At 67.9% G+C, this 22,313-nt stretch carries 22 protein-coding genes and 1 pseudogene; 16 read left to right on the forward strand and 7 right to left on the reverse strand.

Annotated elements, in window-relative coordinates; genetic code table 11:
• The 8 genes from KGD87_RS07760 (at window position 1) to KGD87_RS07795 (ending at window position 9,559) form a co-directional block, all read left to right on the forward strand.
• The gene (locus KGD87_RS07760) at window positions 1–666 is read left to right on the forward strand and encodes a response regulator (protein ID WP_284666835.1); all 666 of its coding nucleotides are present in this window, start codon (window positions 1–3) and stop codon (window positions 664–666) included.
• Window positions 667–693: 27 nt separating this feature from the next.
• Window positions 694–2,007 carry a M16 family metallopeptidase gene (locus KGD87_RS07765; RefSeq protein ID WP_284666836.1) on the forward strand — a complete coding sequence of 438 codons (1,314 nt, stop codon included), beginning with the start codon at window positions 694–696 and terminating at the stop codon, window positions 2,005–2,007.
• A 31-nt stretch (window positions 2,008–2,038) separates the two neighbouring features.
• Complete coding sequence (locus KGD87_RS07770; RefSeq protein WP_284666837.1) at window positions 2,039–3,496, forward strand: M16 family metallopeptidase; 1,458 nt, start codon at window positions 2,039–2,041, stop codon at window positions 3,494–3,496.
• Window positions 3,493–4,197, forward strand: coding sequence for an RluA family pseudouridine synthase (locus tag KGD87_RS07775; protein ID WP_284666838.1), 705 nt, complete (start codon window positions 3,493–3,495; stop codon window positions 4,195–4,197). Before KGD87_RS07770 ends, KGD87_RS07775 begins: the two co-directional genes overlap by 4 nt.
• Before the next feature lie 501 nt (window positions 4,198–4,698).
• Complete coding sequence (locus KGD87_RS07780; RefSeq protein WP_284666839.1) at window positions 4,699–5,451, forward strand: DUF5953 family protein; 753 nt, start codon at window positions 4,699–4,701, stop codon at window positions 5,449–5,451.
• Between the two features lie 118 nt (window positions 5,452–5,569).
• The gene (locus tag KGD87_RS07785; RefSeq protein ID WP_350102500.1) at window positions 5,570–6,427 is read left to right on the forward strand and encodes a DUF2381 family protein; all 858 of its coding nucleotides are present in this window, start codon (window positions 5,570–5,572) and stop codon (window positions 6,425–6,427) included.
• Entirely contained in the window at window positions 6,424–8,241 is a 1,818-nt protein-coding gene (locus KGD87_RS07790; RefSeq protein WP_284666841.1) for a serine/threonine protein kinase, read from the forward strand. The genes KGD87_RS07785 and KGD87_RS07790 overlap by 4 nt, the downstream gene beginning before the upstream one ends.
• 160 nt (window positions 8,242–8,401) lie before the next feature.
• Complete coding sequence (locus KGD87_RS07795; protein WP_284666842.1) at window positions 8,402–9,559, forward strand: serine/threonine protein kinase; 1,158 nt, start codon at window positions 8,402–8,404, stop codon at window positions 9,557–9,559.
• Window positions 9,560–9,704: 145 nt separating this feature from the next.
• Here KGD87_RS07795 and KGD87_RS07800 read toward each other — a convergent pair whose 3' ends face one another.
• The 3 genes from KGD87_RS07800 to KGD87_RS07810 all read right to left on the reverse strand — a co-directional run bounded on the left by KGD87_RS07800 (window position 9,705) and on the right by KGD87_RS07810 (window position 11,659).
• On the reverse strand, window positions 9,705–10,460 hold the full coding sequence (locus KGD87_RS07800; protein WP_284666843.1) for a DUF5953 family protein: 756 nt from the start codon (window positions 10,458–10,460) through the stop codon (window positions 9,705–9,707).
• The gene (locus KGD87_RS07805; RefSeq protein ID WP_284666844.1) at window positions 10,457–11,386 is read right to left on the reverse strand and encodes a DUF6310 domain-containing protein; all 930 of its coding nucleotides are present in this window, start codon (window positions 11,384–11,386) and stop codon (window positions 10,457–10,459) included. The genes KGD87_RS07800 and KGD87_RS07805 overlap by 4 nt, the downstream gene beginning before the upstream one ends.
• A 129-nt stretch (window positions 11,387–11,515) precedes the next feature.
• Entirely contained in the window at window positions 11,516–11,659 is a 144-nt protein-coding gene (locus KGD87_RS07810; RefSeq protein ID WP_284666845.1) for a hypothetical protein, read from the reverse strand.
• On the opposite strand from KGD87_RS07810, the pseudogene KGD87_RS07815 reads away from it, so the two are divergent.
• Window positions 11,613–11,804, forward strand: a pseudogene (locus KGD87_RS07815) (transposase); the annotation flags it as partial. The gene KGD87_RS07810 and the pseudogene KGD87_RS07815 overlap by 47 nt on opposite strands.
• 201 nt (window positions 11,805–12,005) lie before the next feature.
• On the opposite strand, the gene KGD87_RS07820 reads toward KGD87_RS07815, so the two are convergent.
• The 4 genes from KGD87_RS07820 to KGD87_RS07835 form a co-directional block, all read right to left on the reverse strand.
• Complete coding sequence (locus KGD87_RS07820; protein ID WP_284666846.1) at window positions 12,006–12,800, reverse strand: helix-turn-helix domain-containing protein; 795 nt, start codon at window positions 12,798–12,800, stop codon at window positions 12,006–12,008.
• Between the two features lie 183 nt (window positions 12,801–12,983).
• Entirely contained in the window at window positions 12,984–13,649 is a 666-nt protein-coding gene (locus KGD87_RS07825; RefSeq protein ID WP_284666847.1) for a hydrolase, read from the reverse strand.
• A 153-nt stretch (window positions 13,650–13,802) separates the two neighbouring features.
• Window positions 13,803–15,281 (reverse strand): hypothetical protein, encoded by a 1,479-nt coding sequence (locus KGD87_RS07830; protein ID WP_284666848.1) that lies wholly within the window; start codon window positions 15,279–15,281, stop codon window positions 13,803–13,805.
• Window positions 15,282–15,317: 36 nt separating this feature from the next.
• The gene (locus tag KGD87_RS07835) at window positions 15,318–15,887 is read right to left on the reverse strand and encodes a hypothetical protein (protein WP_284666849.1); all 570 of its coding nucleotides are present in this window, start codon (window positions 15,885–15,887) and stop codon (window positions 15,318–15,320) included.
• A 165-nt stretch (window positions 15,888–16,052) separates the two neighbouring features.
• On the opposite strand from KGD87_RS07835, the gene KGD87_RS07840 reads away from it, so the two are divergent.
• The 7 genes from KGD87_RS07840 to KGD87_RS07870 all read left to right on the forward strand — a co-directional run bounded on the left by KGD87_RS07840 (window position 16,053) and on the right by KGD87_RS07870 (window position 22,310).
• Window positions 16,053–16,868 carry an MlaE family ABC transporter permease gene (locus KGD87_RS07840; RefSeq protein ID WP_284666850.1) on the forward strand — a complete coding sequence of 272 codons (816 nt, stop codon included), beginning with the start codon at window positions 16,053–16,055 and terminating at the stop codon, window positions 16,866–16,868.
• 41 nt (window positions 16,869–16,909) lie between these two features.
• On the forward strand, window positions 16,910–17,647 hold the full coding sequence (locus KGD87_RS07845; RefSeq protein ID WP_284668598.1) for an ABC transporter ATP-binding protein: 738 nt from the start codon (window positions 16,910–16,912) through the stop codon (window positions 17,645–17,647).
• Between the two features lie 106 nt (window positions 17,648–17,753).
• Entirely contained in the window at window positions 17,754–19,283 is a 1,530-nt protein-coding gene (locus KGD87_RS07850) for an MlaD family protein (RefSeq protein WP_284666851.1), read from the forward strand.
• 111 nt (window positions 19,284–19,394) lie between these two features.
• Window positions 19,395–20,321, forward strand: a complete 927-nt coding sequence (locus tag KGD87_RS07855) for a PfkB family carbohydrate kinase (RefSeq protein ID WP_176420826.1) — start codon at window positions 19,395–19,397, stop codon at window positions 20,319–20,321.
• 100 nt (window positions 20,322–20,421) lie between these two features.
• Complete coding sequence (locus KGD87_RS07860; protein WP_284666852.1) at window positions 20,422–20,775, forward strand: TIGR02266 family protein; 354 nt, start codon at window positions 20,422–20,424, stop codon at window positions 20,773–20,775.
• Between the two features lie 27 nt (window positions 20,776–20,802).
• Entirely contained in the window at window positions 20,803–21,534 is a 732-nt protein-coding gene (locus KGD87_RS07865; RefSeq protein WP_090492537.1) for a metallophosphoesterase family protein, read from the forward strand.
• Window positions 21,535–21,593: 59 nt separating this feature from the next.
• The gene (locus tag KGD87_RS07870; RefSeq protein ID WP_284666853.1) at window positions 21,594–22,310 is read left to right on the forward strand and encodes a cystatin family protein; all 717 of its coding nucleotides are present in this window, start codon (window positions 21,594–21,596) and stop codon (window positions 22,308–22,310) included.
• Window positions 22,311–22,313 lie beyond the last annotated feature (3 nt).

A 22,313-nucleotide genomic window follows, 5' to 3' on the forward strand; every position in this document is an offset into this window, starting at 1 on the left:
ATGGATCCGACCCGCATCTTCGTCGTCGAGGATCAACCCCAGCTCCTCAAGAACCTGGTGAAGGTGCTGGCCACCTTTCCCGAACTGGAGGTGGTGGGCACCTCCCAGGAAGGGGAATCCGCGGTGGAGGACATCGTCCAGCTCCGCCCCCAGCTCGTCCTCCTGGACCTGGAGCTGCCCGGCATCAACGGCATCCAGGTGACCCAGCGGGTGAAGCGCCGCGCCCCGGAGGTGGAGATCCTCATCCTCACGTCCTTCGACGACGAGACGAAGGTCTACGAAGCCATCCAGGCCGGGGCTTCCGGTTACCTGGTCAAGCGGGTGGGGCCGGAGAAGATCCGCTCCGGCATCCAGGAGGTGATGGAGGGCGGGACGGTCCTGGAGCCCATCATCGCCAAACGCTTCTGGAACTACTTCCAGTCCGTCCAGGCGAAGTCCACCCAGGAGGACAAGAAGCCGGAGAACCCCTGGGCGCTCACGCCGCTGGAGTTCGAGGTGCTGGGCTACGTAGCCAAGGGCCTGTCCAACGCCGAGGTGGGGCACGTGATGACGCTGGAGCGGCGGACGGTGCGCACGCACCTGTCGCATATCTACCGGAAGATGGGCGTCAACTCTCATGTGGAGGCCGTGGTGATGGCCTTGCGTGCGGGTGTCGTGGATCTATAGCCACGCTCTGGTTAGGTTCGGGGCCCTATGCCCAAGGCTTCCCCGAGCAAAGTACCCACTCGCGTGGCGGACCCCGCACTCGAGTCCCTGTTCGACGTCCACGAGGCCACGCTTCCCAACGGCCTCCATGTGCGGCTGCTCGCCAACCACCAGGCGCCCGTTGTCAGCCTCTACACCGTGTTCCAGGTCGGCAGCCGCAACGAGCGGCCCGGCATCACCGGCATCAGCCACCTGTTCGAGCACATGATGTTCAACGGGGCGAAGAAGTACGGCCCCAAGATGTTCGACAAGACGCTGGAGTCCAACGGCGGCCGGTCCAACGCGTACACGTCCACGGACTTGACGGTGTACTACGACGACTTCTCCGCCGACGCGCTGGAGACGGTGCTGGACCTGGAGTCGGACCGGATGCGCTCGCTGCGCATCTCCCAGGACACGCTCACCAGCGAGCGCGAGGTCGTGAAGGAAGAGCGCCGCGTCCGCGTGGACAACGACATCTTCGGCCTCATGGACGAGGAGCTGGGCACGCTCGTCTACAAGGCGCATCCGTACCGCTGGCCCGTCATCGGGTGGATGGCGGACATCGAGGCCATCCGCCGCGAGGACTGCCAGGACTACTTCCGGACCTACTACGCGCCCAACAACGCGGTGCTCTACATCGTCGGGGCCATTGACCCGAAGAAGACGCTGGCGCTGGTGCGCAAGTACTACGGGAACATCCCCAAGGGCCCCGCGCCCGCGGCGGTGCTCAACTCCGAGCCCGAGCAGAAGGGCGAGCGCCGCGCCGAGGTCCGCCACCCCGCGCAGTCCCCCGCGCTGATGCTGGGCTTCCGGGGCCCGTCCGCGCGCGAGGACGACACCTTCGTGCTGGACGTCATCCAGTACGTGCTGACGAAGGGTGAGGGGAGCCGGCTGATCCGCTCGCTGGTGTACGAGCAGAAGCTGGCCGTGTCGCTGATGCTCGACTGGAGCTGGCGCATCGACCCGGGCACCATCCTCTTCTACCTGGCCCTGAAGCCGGACTCCGACCCGAAGCAGGTGGAGGCCGCGCTGTACGCGGAGCTGGAGAAGGTCGCGCGCGAGGGCATCACCGAGCGCGAGCTGCAGAAGGCGCAGAACAACCTGCGCTCGGACCACCTGCGCGAGCTGGCCACGAACAGCGGCCGGGCGCATGCCCTGGGCCACTACGAGGCGCTGCTCGGCGACTGGCGCCGCTTGCTGACGCTGCCCTCCACCTACGCCTCCATCACCAACGACCAGGTCAGGGCCGTGGCCGCGAAGTACTTCGCGCCCGAGCACCGCTCCGTGGTGACGCTGGTTCCCGCGCCCACCGAAGCCTGAGCCCGGCCCCTCCAAGGAAAGCCCTGACACCATGGCCTCTCGCAAGAGCCCCTCCCGAAAGTCCCTCGCACGTCCTGCGAAGCGCGCCGGCGGCAAGGTCCCTGCCGCCCGAAAGGCTTCGTCCCCGCGCAAGGCCGCGTCGAAGCGCGGCGCGCCTCGCGCCACGACGAGCGCCCTCACGCTCCCCACGCTGCATGAAAGCACCACGTCCAGCGGCCTGAAGGTCATCGCCGCCGAGCGTGGGCCCCTGCCCATGGTGTCCGTGCGGCTGGTGATTCGCGCGGGCAGCGCCACCGACCCGGACGGCAAGCACGGCCTGGCGGACTTCACCGCCCGGCTGCTGCGCCGGGGCACCCGCCGCCTGAACGCGCAGGCCATTGACGAAGCGGTGGAGTTCGTCGGCGCCAGCCTGGGCGTGGGCGTGAGTGAAGACACGCTGTCGGTGGCCCTCACCACGCCGTCCGAGCACTTCGAGCAGATGCTCGGTATCCTGGGCCAGGTGGTGCGCGAGCCCACGTTCCCGCAGTCCGAAGTGGACGACGCGCGCGAGCGCGAGCTGGCGCAGTTCGCCAACGATTTGGACGACCCGTCCGTCATCGCCGACCGCGCCATGGTCCGCGCGCTGTGGGGGGACCACCCCTACGGCCACGACGTGGGCGGTTCGTCGAAGACGGTGAAGACCTTCACGCGCGATGACGTCGTGCGCTTCCACGAAGCGCGCATGGGGCCCAAGGTGTCCATGCTCATCGTGGTGGGCGCGATGGACCCGCGGCGCGTGGCGGCGGCGGCCGAGGAAGCCTTCGCGGATTGGACGGGAGGGCCGGGCGCGCCCGTGGTCATCCCCGCTCCGGAGCGCATCGCCCTGGGAGGGCGGGTCATCCTCGTGGACAAGCCGGACCAGACGCAGTCGCAGGTGCGGCTGGGCGGGCCCGGCATGCGCATGGGGCACGAGGACTACTTCCCGGCCACGGCGATGAACATCGCCCTGGGCGGCGGGTTCACCTCGCGGTTGATGAACGAGATTCGCGTCAACCGCGGCCTCACCTACGGCGTCAGCTCGTGGTTCGACTCGATGAACGCGGCGGGCGTCTTCGCGCTGTCCACCTTCACCAAGACGGAGTCCACGCGCGAAATCATCGACGTGGCGCTGGCGGAGATTGGCGGCGTCCGGGAGAAGGGGCTCAAGCCCCGCGAGCTGGCGGATGCCCAGTCCTACCTCGCCGGCCTGTACCCGCTGCGCACGGAGACGAACGAGTCCATTGCCGGAAGCATCGCCGAGGCCCGCCTGCACGGGCTGGGAGATGACTGGGTGGAGAAGTTCCGGGACCGGCTGCGCGCGGTGACGCCGAAGGAAGTCATCGCCGCCGCGAGGAAGTACTGCTTCGCGCAGGCGCCCGCGGTGGTGGTGCTGGGCAAGGCGGCCGTGGTGAAGAAGCAGCTCAAGGGCCTGGGCCCCATCACCGTGGTGCCGGCGACGGAGTACGAGTGACGGACGTCCGCATCCTCTACGAGGGCGGCGGCGTGCTCGTGGTGGACAAGCCGCCCGGGATGCTCGTCATTCCCGGGCGCGAAGGCGGCCCCTCGCTCCGGGAGCTGCTGGAGACGCAGCGGCGCCAGAAGGTCTTCGTGGTGCACCGGTTGGATCGGGACACCTCGGGGGCCCTGGTGTTCGCCCTGGACGCCGCGGTGCACCGGGCCCTGTCGGGAGCCTTCGAGGCGGGGACGGTGCGCAAGCGCTACGTGGCGCTGGTGGAGGGCCGGGTCGAAGCGCCGCGAATGGTGGATGCGCCCCTGGTGGCTGGCAGGAAGGGTCGCATGCGCGTGGCTCGGCCAGGGGACACGGAGGCCAAGGCCTCGCGCACCCGCGTGCGGCCCGTGGAGACCTTCGAGCGCGCGTCCCTGGTGGAGGCCGAGCCGCTCACCGGGCGAACGCACCAGATTCGCGTGCACCTGCTGTCCCTGGGGCACCCGCTGCTCGTGGACCACCAGTACGGCCGCGAGGCGCCGCTGACGGAGAAGGAGCTGGGCGGGGCAGGGGACACGGTGGTGCTGTCTCGTACGCCGCTTCATGCCGCGCGGGTGGAGTGGCCCGCGCTGGCGGGTGTCGAGGCGCGCGCCGTGGAGGCGCCCGTGCCCGGGGACATGGCGCGGGCTCGCGAGCTGCTGCGGACAACCGTCACCGCGCCTTGACGCCGTTGGGCGTGCCCTGGGCATCCAGGGCGTCTGTCACGCGAAGACGAAAGGCGCGGTGTTGTTATGCCTTATATTCCAGACTTCGACATAGACGTAAATCTCAGTCTGCTTGGTTCGATTGCTCAGGTGTACCCGGAGGGTTCGTCGGAAAGAGATGCAATTGAGCTTGCCCAGATTGCATTGATATATCCTCGCCACGTCAGGCGGGAGGATGACTTCCGTAGGTTCTATAGTGATTTTTTGACCCCTCATTCAAGCTCATCGTCTCCCATGAGTTCGCAACTCAGGAAGATGCAGATAAGTGGCTCGCCAGTGGGCAGGCCAAAGACGCAGAGCGCGTCAGAATCGCTGGCAAAGGTTTCATGGTCGTCCAGCTGTCTGGGCGATTTGCGTTTATGAGAGCACCGCTTGAAGGGTCGGAGTGAGCACCCAAGCGCACAAAGACGCTCTGCTCGCCGAGGATGAGTCCCTCAATATCAGCGTCACGGGATGCCCACGATGACTCAGCAAAGAACCCTCAACCTTATCACCTACGCGCCTGCGCTCGTGGGCAAAGACGGTCGCGCGGTCGACGTCATCCATGGAATGGAACAGGCACTATCCGGCTTGCGGCTGAAGTGGCGGCTCTCAGACAGCGGGCGCCCCATCCCATTGCCACAGCGTGATGCATGGCTCCTGGAAAGCATTGACGACGGGGAGTTCCCCATTGTCTGCAACGGGGACGTGAATTACCCCGTGACGGTTGATGGAAGGGAAAGGTCGGGACTCTTCAGTCCAGGCGGTCAGCCCCTTTTGGAAGTCCATGCGAAAATGCCACTGTGCGAGGCTGTGATTGCGGCAGCGGCGGCTGTGCTTGAAGCCGTGGCGGAGGGCGCACGCGCCTTCTGGGGGAGTGCAACGCCGTACGCCGCCAAGGTGGACATCGCGTATCAGACAGCACCCACGCTGCAAGGTCCGCCTTCGCCACGCCGGGGACTGCCCGCCCTGAAACTCCCCCCGCACATTCGCTCGCCCGAGATTCCCTATTACCTTGGTTGGATGAACTACTGGTCTGCCGCTGCCGCACAGGCCATCGGGTTCCCAGACCCCGCCCGCGACGCCGACCTGCTCTCACGAGCGCGGCGCACTGCATCGGGTTGGGTCGTGCAGCTCACCGACGCGCCACTCGACTTGAACGACCCCGCCCATCTGGACATGCTCAAGCGGACCTACGAGCGCTTCCCGGAGATCGGCGGACGTGCAGCGCCTTGACGCGATTCGGGGGCTTGGGAGGCCGCGCCGGCGGTAGGAAAGAGCCCCACTGCGCGTGCGTTGGTGATGGTAACGTGCCCATTCGGGAGGTCACGTACCATTGTTCCAACCTTTGAGATTGGCTCTTCCTCTGGCGCTGGCACTCGCGTGGGGAGCTGCCGCGAGGGCTGAATCGGCACCGGGGGCGCGCGTCAGGCGCGAGCGTTCCGTTACAGTCGCCAGCGCTCCCGCCGACTCGCCGCCCGTCATCCACGTCGCGCGGGACACCATGACGCTGCTGTTCTTTCCCTCGCCAATCCAGCGGAAGACCCTCACCTTCGATGAGTCGCGGCTCCGCGTCCTGGATGCCGGCGAGCGCTCCGTCATCGTTCAGCCCCTGGCCGATCTTCCCGCTGGCGAACGACAGGAACTCGGAGTCTTCTTCTCTGACGGCAAGGTTCCGGCACGGGCGGCTTTCACGCTCGTGACCGACCCGGCTGTAGTGGATATCCGGATCGAGGTGCAGCGCCCGGCGCCACCGAACGAGACCTGTCCGACGGACGCTCGCGCCCCGACGCCGAAGCCCGAAGATTTCGTGCTGCTTGGCTACTTGGATGCGGAGGGTGTCTCAATTTCCCCCATTAAAGAGGTATTGGGCGGCGCACGCGGACTTGAATCAATCAAGGCCGTGTCTTTTCGGGGGAAGGGGTGGATTCTCGTAGACATGTTGATCGTCAACGGGGCCGGACAACCCGCCTGGGCACCGCTGGAGGCGACCTTCACGGGTCGGGTTGGCATGCCTTTGCGTGCGCGGATCGTGACCGACAAGAAGCTCCCGATTCCTCCCGGGGAAAGCAGGCGCGTTCTCGCGGTCGCCGAAATCCAGGAGTCTGACGCAAGCTTCGTCTCCACCTTGGATCTGCGCGGGGAGGGTGGTCGGCACTTGTCGATTCCGGACGTGCGGTTTCCGAAGCCTGGAGCGGAGGTTGCCCCGTGACGAAGCCGATCGCGGTGCCGGCAGTCTCGCTCATTGACGGGTGGCAGATTTCCAAGACGCTTGGCGGCGGCGGTTTCGCGGTTGTCTTCCTTGGCGAAAAGAACGGCGTTCAGCGTGCCCTCAAAGTAGCCAGGCACCGGGAGACCAGCGGCGACGCCAAGCAGACCCACGCGCGCACGTTGCGTGAGGTGACGTCGCTGCTCATGCTGGACCACCCGAATATCGTCCAGCCGCGAGGGTTCGGGTTCGCGGAGAGTGGCCACCTCTACCTCGCGCTCGACTACGTGGACGGCTGGACGCTCGCGGAGTGGGCCGAACGCAAGCACCCGACGATTCGCGAGCTCCTGAGCGTCTTTGAAAAGCTCGCGGGTGCGCTGGCGTACATGCACAGGATGGGTGTCCTGCATCGGGACCTGAAGTTGCTCAACGTCCTGATCCGGAAGAGCGATGGTGAACCTGTCATCATCGATTTCAGCTGCGCGACCTATACCCTCGCCGAGGACCTGACGGAAGGCGGGTTGCCCCCGGGCACCGAGCGCTATCGGGCCCCCGAGCAGTTTCAATTCATGCGGGAACACAGGGACGAGCCCCGGGCCCGCTACGCCTCCCAGGTCTCCGATGAAATCTTCGCGCTGGGCGTCATGCTCCACGAGCTGCTGACCGACCCGCGACCTACGGCGCACCGGGCGCGCTTCGACCTGAACAACCCCGCCCTGATGACGCCGTCTCCCCGAACGGTGAACGCGCGTGTTCCCGACGGGGTGAGCGACCTCGTTCTGAGCATGTTGTCCCATGAGGCCTCCCAGCGCCCGGTCGACACCGAGGCGCTCCGTCGCGAGCTGGCGGATCTCCGGGCCCATCCCTCTGACGCCTACGACGTGACGTGCCACCCACCATCGGAGCAGCGACAGGTGGAGCCCGCGCGAGGCGCCCCCCTCGCGGCACTGGCCGTGCTGCCCACGCCCGTCCCCCTCAAGCGGCCGGTTGCCTTGCTGGACCGCCCGCGTCGGCAGGTGTGGCGCCTTGCCGCCATCGCTGGCGTCGTCGCGCTCGCAGTCGGTGCGGGCCTCTGGAGTTACTCAGGCGAGGTTGAGGCCCCTGCCACCGATCCGCACGTCGCGGCGAGCCCGCGTCCTCTCAGCCCCCGTCGTTCGGCTCCGCCTATGAAAGCCTCTCCTGCTATGTCACCTCCTGCCCCCACTCCCGTGGCTCCCTCGGGGCCGGAGAGCGCTGCCGCACAGAAGGAAGGATCCACCTTGAAGACCCCGCCGCCTGAAGCGATGACCCAAGGACGCACGTCTCGCGCATCGAAGAAGTCTCCCGCTGCCGTCAACTGCGCGTCGCTGTCGCTCGCCGCGGCGTTGATGGCCGGCTGTCCCAGCGCCCAGATCCGGCCCGAGTCCTTCACCTGCCCGACAGGGGCGATAGAGGCCATGCAGGACCACCTGCACTGGCAGAGCGGCTACAGGTTCGCGGTTCAGCTCGACGATCGTTACGGCCGAACGGATGACGTGTGGTTCACCCCTGGTGCCGATGTGGTGGGGATCGTCCCGAAGGGCATGGACCAGGGCGGTAGCCAGTGGGAGCGCGCCCCCGCCGGGACCCGCTTCTACGGCAAGGCCTACTATCTGTCCGACAAGATGGGCCGCGCGGACGGACCGTCGCTCGTCGTCCGGTATGACCGCGTGAAGCTCCCAGGTCAGGACGAGCAGCCCATTTGCTTCGTGGTTGAGAGCATTGCCCAGGCCTTCACGGACGGCAAAGTGAAGGCGCGCAACTTCAACGCCGGGTTTGTCGTCTACCGCTGGCCTTGAGCCCCTTGGGGGACGTGGAGGGTAGGGGGTCGATTCCGGCCGTCCCTCGGCAGACCGGACAGGACCCCTTGGGGTAGTTCCCTCACCGACTATCTCCCAGGTAAGGTTCCGGCACGACGCGTTGGCTTCGGTGCCCGCGCGAATGTGAGGAGGGACGATCGTGTCGGCAATCGAGTTCGGGGTTCCAAGAGGGGCGATTCTCTTCGTCCAGGATGGCTTCCAGTACGAGTTCCGCGACAACCTGGGCGAGGCCCACCACGGGCTGAGCCTCCTTCTGGCGAGGCGCCGCACCCTGGAAGGCCACGTCGAAAAACAGGTGCTGCTGAAGGCGGTCGGGGTCCCCCGCGATGGGCAATCGTGGGCACGTATCGAGCGCGCCCGGTTGAAGCTCGAAGAGCAAGTGCGGCTCGCGGCGTTTCTGGATCACCCCGGAATCGTTCGCGTCCACGGGATACACAAGGGCGAGGGCGGCTGGTACGCCATCACCGACCGGCCGTTGGGGAACAGCGTGAACGACCTGGTGACGGTCGCGGGTGAATGCCGGCGGCGTCTATCGCCCCTCTTCGTGCTGTACGTGGGGGCGCAGGTGGCAACGGCGCTCGCGCACGCTCACGAAGCCGCGGACGAGAAGGGGAGGCCCCTGAACATCGTTCATCGGTCGCTCGACGCGGGGCACATCTTCGTGGACTGGAATGGCGCCACGCAGATCGCCGACTTCGGGCTCGCCCTTTCGGACCTGCCCGGCCGCGTGGCGTCCACCGTGCACCGCGCGCAGGGGGATGCGTTCTACTCGTCCCCGGAGATGCTCCTGACGGGCCGCGTGGATGCGCGCTCGGACCTCTTCGCGCTGGGCAACGTCCTGCTCGAACTGGCGACGGGGAAGAACCTCCTCGACGCCCCCGATACCCTGACCGAGGACGTCAAGGACTCCGTGTCGGTCCGGCAGCGCCGGCGCGTCCGGCAGGCCATCAAGCGGGCCCAGATGGCGGGGAGTCCGTCCGTCGTCGAAGACGCGATCTGGCGCGCGGCGACCTACACACAGGCGGAGCTGGAGGCGATGACGGAGTCGCTTCCGCAGGGGCTGGCCTTGCCGCTGCGCAAGCTCCTTCAACCCCGGCCCGCTGACCGCTACCAGACGGCCCGGGCGCTGGCGACGGACCTGCGTGCGTGGTTGGGCGACGGCGAATTCTTCGGGCCGACCGAGGCGGAAGCAGAGCTGAAGGCGCTGCTGCGGCAGGCGGGCGAGCTGCTCGCGGAGCTGGACATTCGCGCTCCCCGGCGCTCCGCGGCGTCGCAGGACGTGCTCAGCACGAACTAGCACACTGCCGGGTGTTGGCCCCCACGGCCCGGGGGGCTGGTGCCATGTTGCCGGTTTGCTCGCCCATCAGCAGGCGTGCGCGTCAACGCCGGATGGGCACCCTACCATCGCCGGCACGCGCGCAGGGGTGCCCCGAGCTGAGGGGTCAAGGCGCAGAGCGCCCGCCGATCGCCGGGAAGCGCTCATAGGCCCGCTTCAGCGCGTCCAGGTGGGCGGGGGTGTCCAGGTCGAGCGGCGCGTCCGTGAGCTGCACGACCCATCCCCCCGTCGCCGTGCGCCGTGCCCGTGAGAGGAGGTCCGCGTCGCGGGCAGGGTCCGGGAATCCGATGGCCTGCGCGGCAGGGGCAGACCAGTAGTTCAGCCACCCGAGATAATAGGGAATCTCAGGTGAGCGGATTTTCTCCGGGAAATTGAGCATGGGAAGCCCACGGGGTGAACGCTCCGGTCCATGATCTGAGTGGCGCATCTGCTGCGCGACTTCCGAGCCGTAGCCCTCCGACGACGAAAGCCCCCAGAAGGCGCGCGCGCCTTCGGCAATGCCTTCCAGCACACTCGATGCCGCGGCGATAACAGTCGCGTCTAGCGGCAGGTCCGCATGGACATCGAGCAGCGGCTGGCCTCCCGGTGCCTGACTCGCGGGTGTTTTCAACCCGGAAATCGTCACGGGGTAGCTCTCGTCGCCATTGCACAGCAACGGGAAGTTTCCGCGTGTTGCCGCCTCAGAGAGCCAGGCGTCGCGCTGCGGTAGCTTGATGGGGCGCCCTCCTTTGTCTACTTCCCACTCTAGGCGCAAACCTGGAAGAGCCCGCTCAATCCCATGGACAACGGCGAGCGTGCGGCCATCGTCGTCCACGAGCGCGGGCGAGTAGACGGCGAAATGGAGGCGATCTTGCGTGGTCATCGTTTGCACTCTGTAACGACGATATTGGGTTCAAGGTCGGGCGCCAAATCGAGCAGCGCCTTTTTGTGCGCGGCGCTGCTCACCCCAACGACGAAGTCATATCCGCAGTTCTGCGCAATGTCGCGATCTTCCCGCATCTCATCCACATGGTCGCGCGCCACCCGATTCCGAAGAAAGAGCGAATACGTGTCAAATTGGTGGGTCTTGATCTCCCACAACACACGCACGCCGACTTGCAGCGCGTCGAATTGCTTTCCGTTCACGAGCACGTCCATGCCGGGGTAGCGGTTCGGCGGAAACTTGTCGGCGCACTCGTTATGCGGGTCATCCTCGCCCGCGTGCGGCACCGGGACGGGCCTGCACTCGGGGCGGCGCTCTCGGTCCAATGGATCGGTCGGCCCCGGAGGGAACCCGTCCTGCCCTGATGGATCGGGCTTGGGCTTTCGGTGCGTCAAACGCTCCTGCTCATGGGATGGCCGCGTTTGGGTCTCAGGCCTCGCACGCTCACGCGATGCGTTCCGCTCATAAGCATCAAGCCCCTCCTTGATCGCAACCGCCACCACCACGGTTCCAATAACAATCACTGCTCCAGTGATGACGGCCGGCGACGCAAAGACGCAGAGCGCTACGCCCATGGGCACGGCAGCCGCAGCCGCAGGCGCAGAGGCGACAGCGCATCTTCCGGTGACATCCCGAAACCTGACCCTGTCGCGATCGAGAGCGTGAAAGCACCTCTCCGCGAGGAAAGGCCATTCGTTGGATGCCTCCCGCACCACGCAGCGCCCGCCATCCGCCCACGGCAGCGTCGCCGCTCTCTGGAGGTTGGCGATCCTCGGGTTCCAGGCCGCTGGGCCTCTCGGGCTTGGCTCCGTCGTTGCGCAGGCCGAGAGAAACAGCAGGAGTGCGCCGCATGTTCGGGAACGCATGGCCACGTCCTTACGGAAGGGGGGCTGCCCGCCACGCTCGACAGCGAGAGTGCTCGCAGCGCGCCCGAGTCTCGCAGCGCGGCCCCTGGGGAGCCAGAACCGAGTGTCTCCTATTGGAGTTGCCGCAGCTCAGCGGTACACCTTTCCACCCCAGATGAACGCGCCCCCGACGAGCGGCACGCTGTAGGCCGCGACGTGACCCGTCGGCATCAGGTACGCGACGAGCAGCACCAACGGACTGGAGCGCCTCCACGGCGAGGTGAAGCGCCGCATCCGTGGTGTCGGCGCCTTCCCGGACCGCGCCAGTGCACTGCGCCTCATCACCGCTGTCGCCCTCGAAGTCACCGGTGTCTGGGATGACCGCCGCTACCTTGACATGTCTCTGCTGAAATCAACCCCTGACACTTCCGCTGCATGACGCCGCCGAGGAGCCTTCCTCCCCCGAACCCCCTCCGAACCAACTACACAGGATTCGGGACTTGACCGGACTCGTGCCGTTCGTGGCGCAGGAAGCACTGAAGCGCTGGGATGAAGGGGTATGGAGCCTCGACCCTGAGTAACGACGAACCTTCATGGCGGCCAAGAACGCACGGGGCTCAACGGCTGCCCCGTCCAACACCTAGCGTTTCCGGTCCTGGCGCCACCTCGCGGGGGTGGTGCCGTGGGCCCGCCGGAAGGCCTTGCCGAAGTGCACCGCATCGGCGAAGCCCGTCGCTTCAGCGACGCGCTCCAGCGTCACGGGCGTGGTCAGCATCATCGCCTGTGCGCGCTGGAGGCGGGCCCGCAGCTGCCATTGATAGGGAGCCACGCCAGTGGAGGCCTTGAAGGCGCGGCTGAAGTGCGCTTGTGACAGGTCCACCAGCGCCGCCAGCTCCGACAATTCGACCCGCTCGGGCAGGCGCGACTCCAGGTAGTCGAGCACCCGCCGCAGCTGCCACGGCGCCAGCCCCTTGCGCGTCGAGGGTCGCTCCCCACGGCGCGAGCCCAGCATGGCGAAGATGGCGGCGATCAGTCCGTCGCCGTAGAGCTGCGCGGCGGGGTCGTCGTCATCCACCGCCTCGGCGAGCAAGCGCATCAGCGTCCAGAGCCGGTCATCGGCGAAGCGCAGTCTCGGCGCGTCCAATCCGGCGGGGGCCAGCGATTGGCCCAGGCGCTCACCCAGGCCCTTCAGGTCGAACGTGAGCACGGCATCGCGCACCAGTCGCGAGTCGGCGCCGTAGCCCCACAGCGGCATGCCGGCGGGCATGAGGTTCAACTGCCGTGGGACGTACCCGATGGGGCAGGGCCGGCCTTCGCGCAGGCGGGGCTCGCAGGGCGACCCGACTTCCTCCAACAACGCGCTCAGGCGTGTCTGGCCCTCCAAGCACAGCGGATGCTCGGCCCGACCCGAACAGCGGATCTCATTCACATCCACGCAGACGCCATTCCACTTCCGCCGGGTAACGGAAATGGCCACCACATTCAATGGCAGGGGGCTCAGCCGTTCAGCGCGCGTCTCCAAGGCCTCGTTCTCCTGAGCCCCCTGACGACAGCGGACTCAGGAGAACAATGCCAGCAGTCGGGAAGTCCGTCATTCCCCTGCCGGGGAGGGCCGCGTTCAGACGCCCGAGCCGGGCCGGCCCGCCAGCAGCTGGAGTTCCCAGGCGAAGGCCACGGCGCTGCCGCCGCCGTGCTCGGCCAGCACGCCAGCGAGCCCTGCGGCGCTCTCCTCGCGGGCCCAGTCGCGCTGCCATTCGGCGACCACCGCCATCCAGGTGATGGGCGTCACGCCCGCCATCTGCATGCGGCGCACCGCCATGTCATGCGCCTCGCGGCTGACGCCACCCGAGGCGTCGGTGACGGCGTAGACGTCGAAGCCCTCACCGGCCGCCTGGATGGCGGGCATGGCCAGGCAGATCTCCGTCCACAGCGCGGCGATCACCAACTTCTTCCGATCCGTCTTCTTCACCGCGTCCACCACGCGGCGGTCCTCCCAGGTGTTGATGAAGGTGCGGTCGATGGGCTTCTGCTCGGGGAACACGTCCTGCAAGGCCTTGATCAGGTAGCCGCCGCGCTCCTCGAGGACCGTGGTGAGGATGGTCGGCACGTTGTAGACCTTGGCCGCCTTGGCCAGTCCGACGACGTTGTTGATCACCATCGTCGGCTCGTGACTGTGCAGGTTGGCGAACTGGTAGGGCTGATGGTCGATCAGCACCAGCACGCTGTTCTGGGGCGTCAGCAGGGCGGCGAGCCCGTGGTGGGAGTTGGCCTGGGTCATGCTCATGGGTATGGAGACTCCTGGAGAGGAATGCGAAGGGGACGGGAATCAGGCCCGAAACCGGGAGCGGAGACACGGTCCGGGACTGCGCCTTCTGGTCCTTTCCTGCTCCGGAATTCGAGGCCGTTGCTGGCTCGGGGAGCACGGCGCGAGCCAGGCTCACGGCTCGAACCTCATGCCCAGGTACATGGCCAGTCCGCCGAGCTGGCTGTCCAGCCAGGGCGTGTGCACCGGGGCCCAGGCGCCTCGCGCCTCCGCCAACGCGCTCCAGCGGTCGAAGCGGTGGGCTGCTTGAAGCGCGACGAAGCCCATGCCAACGACGCGGCTCTCCTTCACCTCGCCCTGGAAGTCACTGGAGAGGGCGTGGTGGAAGAAGGGGACGGGCCCAGCGCCTGCTCGCCCGTGGAGGGAGAACGCGCCACGGCGGAAGAGCTCCACGCGCACGGAGAGCAGCAGGGGCAATGCCACCACCTGCGAGTGGACCGTCTCGCGCGCATCCACCGGGCCACCGTCCGTGGCGGTGCGGGCTCCGATTTCCAGCTCCGCCGCGACCCGGTGACGCCACCAAGGCGTGAGGACCGACACGCCCACGCCGCCCGACGGACCGGAGTTGGCGCCGCTCGCGAACACGCCACCCGCGAGCAGGAAGTACGAGCTGCGCCAGGTGTCGACCGCCTCGGGTGCCCGCGCGGTGACGGACGTGGACAGCACGGTGACGTCGGCCTCGGTGGGTGCCGCGTGCGCCCGGTCCATTCGGCGGACGCGCACCTTCACCCGCTGGGCGCCGGAAGCGGGAATGACGCGAACGCGCAGCACGTCCTGGGCCTCGGCTCCGACGTCGGCCGCGCGGGGAACGTCGCCAGCCGGCGGCCCCGTTGTTGCCCGGAGGTCCTCCGCGGCAGGGGCCACCACCGCTGACGGAAGGCTCGTCGTCCGCGTGTCCTCCGGGGCCGGGGCGACCACCGCGCCTTCCGCCACCACGTCGACGTCACTGGCGCGCAGGGGCGCTTCGTCCGCCATCAACAGCCAGCCCCCCTCCACCGAGGGCAGGGCCGGCGGTGTGAGGACCGCGGCCAGCGGCGAGTCCGGCGGAGGGTCCAGCGGAACGGTTGCATCGGTGCGGAGCGTCCCTCGCGTGGCCAGCACCCGCGCCTGCCGGACGCCAGGAGGGACTTCGATGGGCACGCGCGCCTGTCCCCGGCCGTTCGCCCGAACGGGGCCGAAGCGACGATTCGCGACCTCCACCTCGACGTGCGCGCCCGCCGCCGTGGCGACATCGAGCTCCGTGAGGCCCACCAGCGGCAGCCGCACCACCGTCACCGGGGGCGGCGCGTCAGCGGCGGGAGCGTCCGTCCAGAAGAGCAGCACGGCCACCTGCGGATAACGCACCGAGGGAGGGCGCCAGTCGAAGAGTCGGACAGCGCCACCCTCCACGCGGTTCGAGGCGAAGGTGCCCGTGGAAGCCGCGGCGTGGAGGGGACCCGTGCCGGCGGGGACCTGGACCTTCAACGTCACCGGGGCATCGGTGCCGAGCACGATGCGCTCGGGCGACCAGGTCACGGTGACGTCAGGCGCACCCGCCATCCCCGCCACCGGCATGGCGAGGACCATCAGGAGGGGCAGCGCGCGCAGTGTCATCGTCCGTGCCCCTCCATGATGGCTGTGCGGCCCCGGTCAGTCCTCCGACGCGGGGGGCGGCTCGGCGCCGTCCGCGGGCGCCGGCTCGGCGCTGTCACTGACGGGCTGGGGCTTGTCCGCGGGGCCGGTCACCTGCCGGTTGGGCGGGTTGAAGGCGGGCTTCTCCACCGGGCCACCACCGCGGCCGTGCACCAGCGTCTTGGTGTCGCCGCGGAAGGTGATGTCCACCTTGTCGCCGCGAACAGCCGAGACGAAGCCCGTGCCAAAGGTGGGATGCTGGATGACCTGATCCACCTTGTAGGTGTCCTTCGGGCTGTAGCGGGGCGCGTTGGCGACATCCTTGCCAGCGAGCTGCTCTTCGAAGGAGATGATGAGCTTCTCCGCCTTGGAGGCCGCGCTGGAGGACGCGCGCGGGGTGCGGGTGGTGCTGGACGACGGGCGATCCGTCGCGCCGGGCGCCGCGCGATAGACGTGGTCTCCGCCACACGTGTTGCAGCGCACCCGAGCAATCTTCGTTCCCACCATCGCCAGGATGGTGTGCGCGAGGGTGAGCTTGCATCGGGTACAAAGCGCATCCACCTCGCCGCCGACCTTATGAGTTGCCATGTTCGTTCGTCAGTTTCTCTGCCCGGCAGCGGACGGCGCCGGGCATGGGAGTAAAGGGGCGCGGAACATAACGGCATCGCTTCCAAGGGAGGAAGTGTCTTCGTCGCCTGCCTCTCCGGGCCTTGTGCCGGCCAGCGTGCCGCCATAAAGAGTAGCCCCGAACGAATGACGACGCAGACCCCTAGCGAGCCGGCACGCGAGCCCGGGCCCTTCACCCAGGCCGTCACGCGCTTTGGCCAGGGCCTCATCGACATCGTCAGCACCCTGGGCGGCATCGTCACCCTGGGGCTGGACGTGTTCCGCTGGAGCGTGCGGCGCCCCTTCCGGCTGGTCAACCTCTTCGCCCAGCTGGACTTCGTGGGCGTGGGGTCCATCTTCATCGTGTCGCTCACCGGCACGTTCACCGGCATGGTGTTCGCGCTGCAGACGTCCACCGCCTTCCAGCTCTTCGACGCGGAGAGCCTGGTGGGGCCCACGGTGGCCCTGACGCTCACCCGCGAGCTTGCGGCTGTGTTCTCCGCGCTGATGGTGACCATGCGCGCCGGCTCCGCCATGTGCACCGAGCTGGGCACCATGCGCGTCACCGAGCAGGTGGACGCGCTGGAGACCATGGCCGTCAACCCGGTGCAGTACCTGCTGGTCCCCCGGGTGCTGGCCGGCCTCTTCATGGTGCCGGCGCTCACCATGCTCTTCAACACCATGGGCATGGGCGGGGCCTACGTGGTGGCGGTAGGCGGCCTGGGCATCTCCCCCGGAACCTTCCTCTCCCGGACGCAGCAGTGGCTGGCGCCGGAGGACATCTTCCAGGGCCTGCTCAAGGGCGCCGTGTTCGGCCTGGCGGTGTCCCTCATCTGCTGCTTCAAGGGCTTCAACGCCTCGGGCGGCGCCAAGGGCGTGGGGCAGGCCACCACGGAGGCGATGGTGGCCAGCGCGCTGTCCATCTTCATCCTCGACTTCATCCTGGGCGTCCTCTTCTTCTGATGGCGCCCCCGGCCTCCAACGCTCCGGCGTCCGGCACGCCGATGATCCAGGTGGTCGACCTGCACAAGACGTTCGGCGACCACAAGGTGCTCACCGGCATCAACCTCACCGTGCCGGTCGGCAGCACCTGCGTCATCCTGGGCGGCTCCGGCTCCGGCAAGACGGTGCTGATGAAGCACATGATTGGCCTGCTCAAGCCGGACAAGGGGCAGGTCATCGTCGACGGGGAGGACATCGTCCCCATGGGCGTCGAGTCGCTCCAGGACGTGCGCAACAAGTTCGGCATGGTGTTCCAGGCCGCCGCGCTGTTCGACTCCATGACGGTCTTCGAGAACGTGGCCTTCCCGCTGCGGGAGCACACGAAGGATGCGGAGGACGTCATCCGCCAGAAGGTCCGCGCGCGGTTGGAGCTGATGGGCCTGAAGAAGGACGTGGAGGACCGGTTCCCCGCGGACCTGTCCGGCGGCATGCGCAAGCGGGTGGGCCTGGCGCGGGCCATCGTCATGGATCCGAAGGTGGTGCTCTATGACGAGCCCACCACCGGCCTGGACCCCATCACCACGGATTACGTGGATGAGATGATCCTGGCCGCCCAGAAGGAGCTGGGCGTCACCAGCGTGGTCATCAGCCATGACATCTCCTCCGCCTTCAACGTGGCGGACCAGATCGCCTTCCTCTCCAAGGGCGTCATCGTGGCCAACGGCTCGCCGGAGCAGCTCCGCGAGGCGGAGCACCCCGCGGTGAAGGTGTTCCTGGAGACCTGGTTCGGGAAGAATTGACCGGGGGCGCGGGGCGGCGCGAGGGCGGCAGGCCCCAGGAAAATGTGGCAGTCGGGATGCAAAACGTTAGAGTCGCGTCGGCCGGTCGCGCTCGGAGTCACATCAGGTGAAGAAGCTCGTCACGCCCTTCCGTGTGGGCCTGCTGGTCATCGCGGCGGGGGCTTTTTTCGTCACCTTCGTCCTGTTCGCTCGCAAGGGTGGTTTGAGCGACAGCGAATCCACGAAGGTGTGGGCCTATTTCCGGGATGCGTCCGGCCTCGCCGTGCGTGGGCGCGTGCAGATCGCCGGCATCCCGGTGGGCGAAATCGACGGCATCACGCTCGAGGGCACCCGGGCGAAGGTCTGGCTGAAGATCCGCGACGACGTGGACCTGCGTGAGGACGCCGTCGTCACCAAGCGCTCCGAGTCGCTGCTGGGTGACTACCTGCTGGACCTCAACCCCGGCACGGAGGGCGCCCCCAGCCTGGAGACGGGCGGGCAGATTCGCCGCGTCGTCGACACGCAGGGCATGGAGGCCGTCTTCGAGTCGCTGTCGCAGATCACCGCCGACATCCAGGAGGTGACGGGGGCGCTGCGGGAGGTGCTCGGCGGTGAGCGCGGCGCGGGGTCGCTCCAGCGCATCGTGGAGAACCTGGTGCGGCTGTCGGACTCCGTGGATGCCACGGTCCGGCGCAACGCGGACCGCCTGGACACCATCGTCGGCAACGTCGAGGCCATTTCCCGGGACGTGCGCGGCATCACCCAGGGGAACCAGGCGGAGATCACCCGCATCATCGACAACATCGAGTTCATCACCCGCGACGTGCGCCAGGTGCTCGGCAGCGTGAAGAACATCGTGGGCACGGGTGAAGGCGACGTGAAGGAGTCCGTCGCCAGCCTCAAGGAGACGCTCAGGAAGCTGGACGGCACGCTGGGCAACCTGGAGGAGATCACCCGCAAGGTGAAGGAAGGGGAGGGCGCCGCCGGCGTGCTGCTGGCCGACGAGACGGTGGGCCGCGAGCTCCGCGAGACGGTACAGGACGTGTCGCGCTTCGCCTCGCGGCTGACCGACCTCCAGGCGGAGATTGGCATCCAGAGCACCTACCTGGCCGCGCAGGGGAATTCGAAGAACGTCTTCTCCGTGCGGCTCATCCCCAAGCCGGACAAGTACTACCTGCTGGAGCTGGTGGACGACCCGCGCGGCAGCGTGACGACGGAGGTGCTGCAGACCAACCCCCCGTCCGAGGGCGACCCCGTCGTGCAGACGCGGAAGGTGACGAAGGAGAGCCTCAAGGTCAGCGCGCAGTTCGCCAAGCGCTGGTACTTCACCACCCTGCGCGTGGGCCTCATCGAGTCCACCGGCGGCGTGGGCGCCGACCTGCACTTCTTCAACGACGCGCTCCGGGTCCAGATGGACGCCTTCAACTTCGCGGACGACGAGCTGCGCTACCCCCGCCTGCGCGCCAGCCTGCGCGCCCAGCCCATTGACCACCTCTATTTGATCGCGGGCATGGACGACATGCTCAACGCGCAGCAGCGGGACCTGGCGACGCGGCGCCTGGTGGCGGGCCGCGACTTCTTCGTGGGCGGCGGCCTGTTCTTCACCGACGATGACCTGAAGGCCATCCTCACCTTGACAGGCATTCCGGTCCCCTGAACCCGGCGCTCGGCGCTTGACGTCAAACGGGAAACGACGTACCCGGCATGGGCACGGGGCCCAGGGGAGCGCCGTGCCTGCTTTCACGGCATCTCCCCCCAGGAAGCTCGCATGTCCCTGCTCGTCGTCGGCTCCGTTGCCCTGGACTCAGTGGAAACCCCCTTCGGCCAGAAGGAGGACATCCTCGGGGGCTCGGCCACCTACTTCTCCACGTCAGCCTCGTTCTTCAGCCCCGCGCGCGTCGTGGCGGTGGTGGGCGAGGACTTCCCCGAAGGACACCTCAACTTCCTTCGTGGCCGGGGAATCGACCTGGAGGGCCTCACCCGGGAGACGGGCCGCACCTTCCGCTGGAAGGGCCGCTACGGCTACGAGCTGAACGAGGCGCAGACGCTGGACACCCAGCTCAACGTCTTCCAGGCCTTCTCCCCGAAGCTGCCGGAGTCCTACCGGGATACGCCCTACGTCTTCCTGGGCAACATCCACCCGGAGCTCCAGGCGCAGGTGCTGGACCAGGTGAAGGCGCCGAAGCTGGTGGCCGCCGACACCATGAACTTCTGGATCAAGGGCAGCCGGGAGGCGCTGCTCAAGACGCTCTCCCGCGTCAACCTCCTGTTCGTCAACGACGCGGAGGCCCGGCAGCTGGCCGGCGAGCACAACGTGGTGAAGGCCGCTCGCGCCATCATGGCCATGGGCCCGCAGCGCGTGGTCATCAAGCGCGGTGAGTACGGCGCGCTCCTCTTCGAGGCCGAGCACATCTTCGCGTGCCCCGCCTTCCCCCTGGCGGAGGTCTTCGACCCCACCGGCGCGGGGGACACCTTCGCCGGCGGCTTCATGGGCGCCCTGGCCACCTCCAATGGCGTGTTGGATCAGGCGTTGCTGCGCCGCGCCATGGTGATGGGCAGCGTCATGGCCTCCTTCACGGTGGAGAAGTTCAGCCTGGAGCGCCTGCGCGAGGTGACGCGCCCGGAGATCCACGCCCGCTTCGCCGAGTTCCGGAAGCTGACCCACTTCGACGACCTGGGCCCCCTGGAGCGATGAGGCCGTGGGCGAGGGGAGGGCGCTCCGCCGCCCTTGAACTTGACTGCGGAATCAGGCCGTCCCTAGGCTGCGGATTCGGGTGACGGAAGAAGGTTCCGGGTTGAGCGAAAACCGAAAGTCCACGCGAATTCCCACCCAGCTTCGGTGCTGGTGCGAGGGTGACAACGTCACGCTCTACGCGCGAATCTCGAATTTGAGCGAGGGAGGCCTGTTCCTCCGCACGAGCACGCCCCTGGCGCGGGGGGCGCGGACGGTGGTGAAGCTGTCTCCCGCGGGCCACGAGGACATCCAGGCCCAGGCCACGGTGGTGTGGCTCCGGGAGGCGGAGGAACGAGCGCTTCCCGCGGGCATGGGGTTGCGTTTCGAGTCCCTGGACAGCGATACCCTGGGACGGCTTCGCCAGATGATTTCGCAGCAGCAGCAGAACCAGGTGAAGGCCGGCTGGGCGGGTTGAGCCCACGCCACCGGACCGAGGCCCCGCATGCGCATCGCCGTCATCTCCGACATCCACTCCAACATCGAGGCGCTCACCGAGGTGCTCCGCGTCGCCGAGCACCAGAAGGTGGACCGGTTCGTCTCGCTGGGGGACATCGTCGGTTACGGGGCGTCGCCCAACCCGTGTTGTGAGCTGGTGCGCTCGGTGGCGGAGGTGACGCTCCTGGGCAACCACGACGCGGCGGTGGCGGGGCGGATGGACTACTCGTACTACTACGACGCCGCCCGGCACGCGCTGGACTGGTCCGCCAACGTCCTCACCGATGAGAACATGGCCTGGCTGCGCAGCCTCCCGTACACGTACCGGATTGGCGACGTGGGCTTCTGCCATGGGTCGCCCATCGACCCGAAGGCGTACGAGTACATCTTCGCGCTGGAGCAGGCCCGGGAGCTGACGCCCTACGTGGCGGAGCTGCCGGAGGTGACCTTCATTGGCCACAGCCACCTGTGCCGCGCCTTCGCCATTGGCAACGGCGAGGTGAACGACGTGGTGGCCCAGAAGTTCGGCATCCGCCGGGGCTACAAGTACATCATCTCCGTGGGCAGCGTGGGCCAGCCGCGCGACTACGACAACCGGGCGTGCTTCGTCATCTGCGACACGGACGCGCGCACGGTGGAGTACGTCCGCGTCGAGTACGACATCGAGACGTCGGCGCAGAAGATCTTCGACGCGGACCTGGCGCTGAACTTCGGCAAGCGCCTGTTCCTGGGCGTCTGAGGCGCGCTTCCGGGGCACAAAAGGCGGACAGGCGCGGGGAAATGACATAAACCCGTGTCGTGCGCACCCTGGTCCTCCGAGCGTCCCTCAGGCCCCTCGTGGGCGTCGTCTCCGCAGTGCTGCTCACGCTGGCGCCCGCCGGCTGCCGCCGCGAGCCTCCCGCGCCTTCCGCCGAGTACGAGGAGGCCGCCCGCCGCTTCCGCGAGCTCTACGCGCAGAAGCTGGATGACGCCTACCTGGATCCGCGGGTGGGTGAAATCGAGGCGCAGCTCCAGCGCGTCCCCGCGGACAGCCTGGACGCCGAGGGCGCCCGCGAGCTGCTGAAGCGCATCAAGGACGGCCGGCAGCGGATGGCGGCGGCCGCCAGCGAGCGGGATGAGGCCGTGGCCAGCGCTCGGGAGCTGCCGCCGGGCTCCTACACCGCGCCGTCCACCGAGGAGCCGGCGCGTCCCGCGGCTCCGGCGGAAGTCCCGGACGCCGGGCCTCCGGACGCCAGCGCTGGCCCTCAGGCTGGCACGGCCGCGTCCGAGCTGGTGGCGGGCTTCCGGGGGTGCTTCCAGCGGGGCACCCCCATCGACGTGCAGGGGCGTGGCATGCGGGAGACCTGGCAGCTCGCCGACCGCACCGCCTGCCGCCTGGAGTACCCCCAGCATCAGGACGCCTTCCTCCTGATTGAAGCAGGGAAGGTCCTCACGCTGTTACCCAAGAGTGCCGTCCAGACCGTCCCTGTCACTCCCGACGGCGGTCCGGCACCCGCGACCGACGCCGGTCGCTAGCAC

Origin of the sequence: Myxococcus sp. SDU36 (assembly GCF_030168875.1) — a bacterium.
Lineage (GTDB): Bacteria > Myxococcota > Myxococcia > Myxococcales > Myxococcaceae > Myxococcus > Myxococcus vastator.